Below are 6,634 nucleotides of genomic sequence, written 5' to 3' on the forward strand. Positions count from 1 at the left end.
GCGGGGTCCAGGGGCGGAGCCCCTTGGTATGGGACGGGTAGGGGCGGCGGGGGCGGAAAACCCCTAGGCCAGCCCCGGACCCCGTACCGGAATCGACGTGAACGTAGGCGCCGGTGCCGGGTCCTTGAAGAAGTCGTTGCCCTTGTCGTCCACCACGATGAACGCCGGGAAGTCCTCGACTTCGATCTTCCAGACCGCCTCCATGCCGAGCTCCTCGTACTCGACGACCTCGACCTTCTTGATGCAGTCCTGGGCAAGCCGGGCGGCCGGCCCGCCGATGGAGCCGAGGTAGAAGCCCCCGTGGGCGCCACACGCGTCGGTGACCTGCTGCGACCGGTTCCCCTTCGCCAGCATCACCTTGGACCCACCCGCCGCCTGGAACTGCTCCACATAGGAGTCCATCCGCCCGGCCGTCGTCGGCCCGAACGACCCGGACGCGTACCCCTCCGGCGTCTTGGCCGGCCCGGCGTAGTACACCGGGTGATCCTTCAGGTACTGCGGCATCTCCTCCCCCGCATCCAGCCGCTCCTTGATCTTGGCGTGCGCGATATCGCGCGCCACGACCAGCGGACCGGTGAGCGAGAGCCGGGTCTTCACCGGGTACTTGGTGAGCTCCGCGAGGATGTCGTCCATCGGCCGATTGAGGTCGATCTTGACGACGTTGCCCTCTTCGGAGAGGTGCTCGTCCGTCGTCTCGGGGAGGAAGCGCGCCGGGTCCGTCTCCAGCTGCTCCAGGAAGACACCCTCCGCCGTGATCTTCGCCGTCGCCTGACGGTCGGCCGAACAGGAGACGGCGATCGCCACCGGACAGGACGCACCGTGCCGGGGAAGGCGGACGACGCGTACGTCGTGGCAGAAGTACTTGCCGCCGAACTGCGCCCCGATCCCGATCCGCTGCGTCAGCTCGAAGACCTTCTGCTCCAGCTCCTTGTCCCGGAAGCCGTGACCGAGTGGCGAGCCCTCCGCCGGAATCTCGTCCAGGTAGTGCGCGGAGGCGTATTTCGCGGTCTTCAGGGCGTACTCGGCGCTCGTACCGCCGACGACTATGGCGAGGTGGTACGGGGGACAGGCGGCCGTGCCCAGCGAACGGATCTTCTCCTCCAGGAACTTCATCATGGAGGCCTCGTTCAGGACGGCCTTCGTCTCCTGGTAGAGGAACGACTTGTTGGCGCTGCCGCCGCCCTTCGCCATGAACAGGAACTTGTAGGCGCCGCCGTCCGTCGCGTACAGCTCGATCTGGGCGGGGAGGTTGGAGCCGGTGTTCTTCTCCTCCCACATGGTGAGCGGGGCCATCTGCGAGTAGCGCAGGTTCAGGTTCAGGTACGCGTCGTAGATGCCGCGGGACAGCGCCTTCTCGTCCTCACCTTCGGTGAGGACGTTCTGTCCGCGCTTGCCCATGACGATGGCCGTACCGGTGTCCTGGCACATGGGGAGGACGCCCGCGGCGGCGATGTTCGCGTTCTTCAGGAGGTCAAGGGCCACGAACTTGTCGTTCGACGACGCCTCCGGGTCGTCGATGATGCGACGCAGCTGGGCGAGGTGGGCCGGCCGCAGGTAGTGCTGGATGTCGTGGATGGCCTCCTCGGCGAGCTTGCGCAGCGCCTCCGGCTCGACCTTGAGGAAGGTGCGCCCGTCGGCCTCGAAGGTGGAGACGCCCTCGGAGGTCACCAGCCGGTATGGGGCGGTGTCCTCTCCCTGGGGGAGTAGATCGGTATACGCGAACTCAGGCATCTCGCCCATTCCTCACTCGACAGACAGCCGACAGGCAGCGGCTGGCCTCCGTTGGCAGCGTCCACCAGCGTAGAACCTGCGTCTGGCAGTGCGCTTGTGAGGTAAGGCTCAGTCCGTCGTCCACACCCCTAGTCGCGATCTATCGCGTTTGGGTACTCTGCTGTCGTGGACCTTCAGAAGCGCCCCACCCAAGAACCGTCACCCCAGGCCGAGTTGCGCGCCTCCGACGCCGACCGTGACCGCACCGCCGATATTCTGCGCGATGCCCTCGCCGAGGGGCGTCTCACCGCGGACGAGCACGCCGAGCGGGTCGAGGAGGTCTTCCGCGCCAAGACCGTCGGCGAACTCGAACCGCTCGTCCGCGACCTCCCCGGCGAGCACCGGACGCAGGCGCCGCGCGCGTACCAGCCGCCGCCCAACCACCCCGCTCCGGGCGCGGTGCCTCCGGTCGCCGACGAGATCGTGGTGGCGGTCCTGAGCTCCGCCACGCGCAAGGGCCGGTGGCGAATAGGCCGCCGCACCCATGCGTACGCCATCTTCGGCAGCATCGAGATAGACCTCAGCGAGGCGATCTTCGAGCATCGGCAGGTCGTCATCAAGGCCGTCTCGGTCTTCGGCAGCGTGGAGATCCGCGTCCCGGAGAACGTCTCGCTGCGCGGCAACGGCGGCGGTGTGCTCGGCAGTTTCGAGGTGCGCACGCTGGATTCGGGTGAACAGGACGCACCCGTGGTTTATGTGGACGGGCTGGCTCTTTTGGGAAGTATTGAAGCAAAACCCAAGCGCGGCAAGGTGGTTGAGGACATCCTCGACCGCGTGAACGACAAGTTGCGCAAACATCTGGGTCATTGACGGTCGCGAATTCGAAGGCGGTTCGGCGGCAGCTCGGGGGCATTTCGGCGGCAAGCGGAGCGAACTGATCCCCTCGTACCCGCTCGGACCTGCGAAGAACTCCCGTGCTTCGGAACTCAGTGCATAGGCGCGCGCACAGCGGGTAGGCCTTGTCGCATCGTCGCTCGCTCGCGAAGCCGTCGTCAGGAGTAGACCGTGCTGCATCCGCCGCATCAGTCCCTGCAGGTCGCTGCCGTTCCGCCCCAGGGGGTTCCGGTGCGTGAGAGGGACCAGGACGCCCCGTGGCATACGGAGGCCGTGTGCCGCCGCGACGAGGCCGGGCTGTTCTTCGCACCCTCGAAAGAACCCACAGCGGCCCGGCTGTCCCGCGAGGATGCGGCGAAGCGGGTCTGCGCACGCTGTCCGGTGATGGTCGAGTGCCGTGAACACGCACTGCTGCAACCCGAGCCGTACGGAGTGTGGGGCGGCCTCACCGCCGCCGAGCGCCGCGTGGTCCTGGCCCGACGCCGCCGCCGCGACCTCGAACTCAAGAAGGCGGCTCGCTCCACGGCGGGACAGATAGCGGCAGCCGGATAGGCCCAGATGTGAATGGGGCGCCCCTCCGCACAAGGGGCGCCCCATTCACGTACGTACGGCGCTCGGGTGCGTACGACTGCTACGTCTGACTTCTACTTCGCCTTGTCGAAGTCGATCGTGCTGTAGGCGCGCAGCTTGCTCAGCCGGTGCTCGGAGGTGATCTGGCGGACCGTGCCGGACTTGGAGCGCATGACGATCGACTCGGTGGTCGCGGTCTCGGCGCGGTAGCGCACGCCGCGCAGCAGCTCGCCGTCCGTGATGCCGGTCGCGACGAAGAAGACGTTCTCCCCGGAGACCAGGTCGTCGGTGGACAGGACGCGGTCGAGATCGTGGCCCGCGTCGACGGCCCGCTGCCTCTCCTCGTCGTCCTTGGGCCAGAGCTTGCCCTGGATGGTGCCGCCCAGGCACTTGACCGCACAGGCCGAGATGATGCCCTCCGGCGTACCGCCGATGCCCAGCAGCAGATCGATGCCGGTTCCCTCGCGCAGGGCGAGGATCGAGCCCGCGACATCGCCGTCGGAGATCAGCTTGATGCGCGCGCCGGTCTCGCGGATCTCGTTGATGATGCCCTCGTGCCGCGGCCGGTCGAGGATGACGACGGTGACGTCCTCCGGTGTGGACCGCTTGGCCTTGGCGACCCGGCGGATGTTCACGGACACCGGGGCGTTGATGTCGACGAAGTCGGCGGCCTCGGGGCCGGTGACCAGCTTGTCCATGTAGAAGACGGCGGAGGGGTCGAACATGGTGCCGCGGTCGGCGGCGGCCAGCACGGCGATCGCGTTCGTCATGCCCTTCGCGGTCAGTGTGGTGCCGTCGATCGGGTCGACGGCGATATCGCACTCGGGGCCTGTCCCGTCGCCGACGGCCTCCCCGTTGAACAGCATCGGGGCTTCGTCCTTCTCGCCCTCCCCGATGACGACGACGCCGTTCATCGACACGGTGGAGACGAGGGTGCGCATGGCGCGTACGGCGGCTCCGTCGGCGCCGTTCTTGTCACCGCGGCCGACCCAGCGGCCGGCGGCCATCGCGGCGGCTTCGGTGACCCGGACGAGTTCCAGGGCGAGGTTGCGGTCGGGGGCCTCGGACGGGACCTCGAGCTCGGACGGCAGGTGGTGATGGTTCTCGGTCATCGGAGCGCACCTTTCTGATACGAGAAAAAAACTGCGCCCGTAGGGCGTCCCTGGAAGGGCGGTGGTGGGAGACGGGTGGGAGGCCGGATGAGGGTTCGGGGCGACTCTATCCTCAGTCCGACAAAATGAGCAGGGGCCCCCACGGATGAGCAGACCTGTACACCTGCGACGATGAGGGGCGTGGCAGGTATGAAAGGCAAGCAGACGGTCCGGGACATGGTGCTCTCCCTGGGCCTGATCGGAATCGTCGCGGGAGTCATCTACGTCTTCATTCCCCATGACGACTCCGAGCCTCCGCTCAAGCGGGTGGACTATCGCGTGGAGCTCCTCACGGCACGCCGCGCGGCCACCTATCCCGTGGCGGCCCCCGAGGGCCTGTCCAAGGAGTGGAAGGCGACGTCGGTGCGGTTCGAGGGCGACAACTTCGACGCCTGGCACCTTGGCTTCCACGATCCCGACGGGGAGTACGTGGCGGTCGAACAGTCCACTCAGAAGCCCTCGACGTTCATCGACGAGGCCGGCCAGCGGGCCGAGGAGACGGACGACACCGAGAGCATCGGCGGGCGGACCTGGACGCGGTACGAGGGGCCCAAGTACGACGCCCTGGTTCTGCGGGAGCAGGGCTCTACGACGGTGGTGACGGGTACGGCGTCGTTCGGGCAGCTTACGAAGATGGCCGCGGCGTTGAAGATGTCCTGACGGTTGCCGGGAACGGTTTACTGGGATTCGTCGGCCGAGTCCTCGGCCGCTGCGTCGGCAGAGGACTCCGCCTCCTCCTCGGCCAGCGCCGCGTCCAGTCGCTTGCGTGCTCCGTCCAGCCAGCGGCGGCACACCTTGGCGAGTTCCTCACCGCGCTCCCAGAGGGCCAGGGACTCCTCGAGCGTCGTGCCGCCTGCCTCGAGGCGGCGTACGACCTCGATCAGCTCGTCCCGCGCCTGCTCGTACCCCAGTGCCTCGTCCACTTTGCTGGTCATGCGCCCACCCTATGCATCCACTCTGACAGTGCTGTGTCTCCGGGGGACGACCCCGGACCCCGGCCGGACCGGGGCAGGCCGATGCTGTTCAGTCGGCCCGGATCACCGTGAACTCGCCCTCGGCGACCCGCGCCCGCAGCGGTTCCTCGGTCGTCACCTCGTCGGGGGTGCGGACCACGTGGCCGTCGGCCTTCTGCAGGACCGCGTACCCGCGCCGGAGCGTTGCGGCGGGGGAGAGGCCCACCACGCGCGCGTGCGTGTGCGACAGCTCCGAATCGGCACGGTCGAGGAGGTGGCCGAGGCAGCGCCGGGCGCGGTCGAGCAGCGCGGCGACCTGGTCCTCGCGTTCGTCGATCATGCGGTGCGGGTCCTCTATCGAGGGCCTCGCCAGCGCGTGCGCCAGGCCGCGCTCCTCGCGCTCGATGTAGGACAGGACGCTGCGCCGTGCCCGGTCCTGAAGGAACCGCACCCGTTCGTACTCCTCGCCGACGTCCGGCACGACCTTCTTGGCCGCGTCGGTGGGTGTGGACGCGCGCAGGTCGGCCGCGTAGTCGAGCAGTGGGTTGTCCGGCTCGTGTCCGATCGCCGAGACCACGGGCGTACGGCAGGACACGACCGCCCGTACGAGCTGCTCGTCCGAGAACGGAAGCAGGTCCTCCACGCTGCCGCCGCCGCGCGTCACGATGATCACGTCCACGTCGTCGAGCGCGTCCAGCTCCTTCACGGCCTGGATGACCTGGGGCACCGCGTGTACGCCCTGCACGGCGACGTTGCGTACCTCGAAGCGGACGGCGGGCCAGCGGTGTCGTGCGTTCTCCAGCACGTCGCGCTCGGCGGCGGAGGCCCGCCCGCAGACCAGGCCGATGAGCTGGGGGAGGAAGGGCAGCGCCTTCTTGCGCTCGGGTGCGAACAGGCCCTCGCCGGCGAGCGCCTTCTTCAACTGCTCCAGGCGGGCCAGCAGTTCGCCTACGCCCACCGGCTTTATCTCGGCGGCCCGGAGGGACAGCTGCCCTCTGGGCGCGTACCACTCCGGCTTCGCGTGGACCACCACGCGCGCGCCCTCGCTCACCACGTCGGCCACCGCGTCGAACACCTGCCGGTAGCAGGTGACGCTCACGGAAATGTCGTACGACGGGTCGCGCAACGTCATGAAGACGACGCCCGCGCCTGGCCTCCGCGACAACTGCGTGATCTGCCCCTCGACCCACACGGCGCCGAGCCGGTCGATCCATCCCCCGATGAGCCGTGACACCTCGCCGACGGGCAGCGGGGCGTCCGCGGACGTGTTCAGAGCCATGCGCCCGAGAGTAACGGCCTGGACTGACAACCTTCGGCGTTGGGCGGGGCGCCTGTGCTTCGTTGGGGGGCGGGGCG

General features: G+C 68.4%; 7 protein-coding genes. 3 read left to right on the plus strand and 4 right to left on the minus strand.

Annotated elements, in window-relative coordinates; all coding sequences use genetic code 11:
• Nucleotides 1-63 precede the first annotated feature (63 nt).
• A complete protein-coding gene (locus G6048_RS45945; protein ID WP_165345563.1) occupies nucleotides 64-1,731 on the minus strand; it encodes a fumarate hydratase in 1,668 nt (555 codons plus the stop codon).
• A 165-nt stretch (nucleotides 1,732-1,896) separates the two neighbouring features.
• Here G6048_RS45945 and G6048_RS45950 point away from each other — a divergent pair, with 165 nt between their 5' ends.
• Together G6048_RS45950 and G6048_RS45955 are read left to right on the plus strand one after the other, a co-directional pair.
• Nucleotides 1,897-2,580: a DUF1707 SHOCT-like domain-containing protein gene (locus G6048_RS45950; RefSeq protein WP_165345564.1), complete on the plus strand. Its 684-nt coding sequence runs from the start codon at nucleotides 1,897-1,899 to the stop codon at nucleotides 2,578-2,580.
• A gap of 195 nt (nucleotides 2,581-2,775) precedes the next feature.
• The gene (locus G6048_RS45955) at nucleotides 2,776-3,156 is read left to right on the plus strand and encodes a WhiB family transcriptional regulator (protein ID WP_165345565.1); all 381 of its coding nucleotides are present in this window, start codon (nucleotides 2,776-2,778) and stop codon (nucleotides 3,154-3,156) included.
• 92 nt (nucleotides 3,157-3,248) lie between these two features.
• On the opposite strand, the gene glpX is transcribed toward G6048_RS45955, so the two are convergent.
• Nucleotides 3,249-4,286, minus strand: a complete 1,038-nt coding sequence (gene glpX / locus G6048_RS45960) for a class II fructose-bisphosphatase (RefSeq protein ID WP_165345566.1) — start codon at nucleotides 4,284-4,286, stop codon at nucleotides 3,249-3,251.
• A gap of 180 nt (nucleotides 4,287-4,466) precedes the next feature.
• Here glpX and G6048_RS45965 point away from each other — a divergent pair, with 180 nt between their 5' ends.
• Entirely contained in the window at nucleotides 4,467-4,985 is a 519-nt protein-coding gene (locus G6048_RS45965; protein ID WP_165345567.1) for a DUF4245 domain-containing protein, read from the plus strand.
• 17 nt (nucleotides 4,986-5,002) lie between these two features.
• On the opposite strand, the gene G6048_RS45970 is transcribed toward G6048_RS45965, so the two are convergent.
• Entirely contained in the window at nucleotides 5,003-5,260 is a 258-nt protein-coding gene (locus tag G6048_RS45970; protein WP_165345568.1) for an exodeoxyribonuclease VII small subunit, read from the minus strand.
• Between the two features lie 88 nt (nucleotides 5,261-5,348).
• The gene (xseA, locus tag G6048_RS45975) at nucleotides 5,349-6,557 is read right to left on the minus strand and encodes an exodeoxyribonuclease VII large subunit (RefSeq protein ID WP_165345569.1); all 1,209 of its coding nucleotides are present in this window, start codon (nucleotides 6,555-6,557) and stop codon (nucleotides 5,349-5,351) included.
• Between the last annotated feature and the right edge of the window lie 77 nt (nucleotides 6,558-6,634).

It is taken from the genome of Streptomyces ureilyticus (assembly GCF_011045025.1).
In the GTDB taxonomy this organism is placed as follows: Bacteria; Actinomycetota; Actinomycetes; order Streptomycetales; family Streptomycetaceae; genus Streptomyces; species Streptomyces ureilyticus.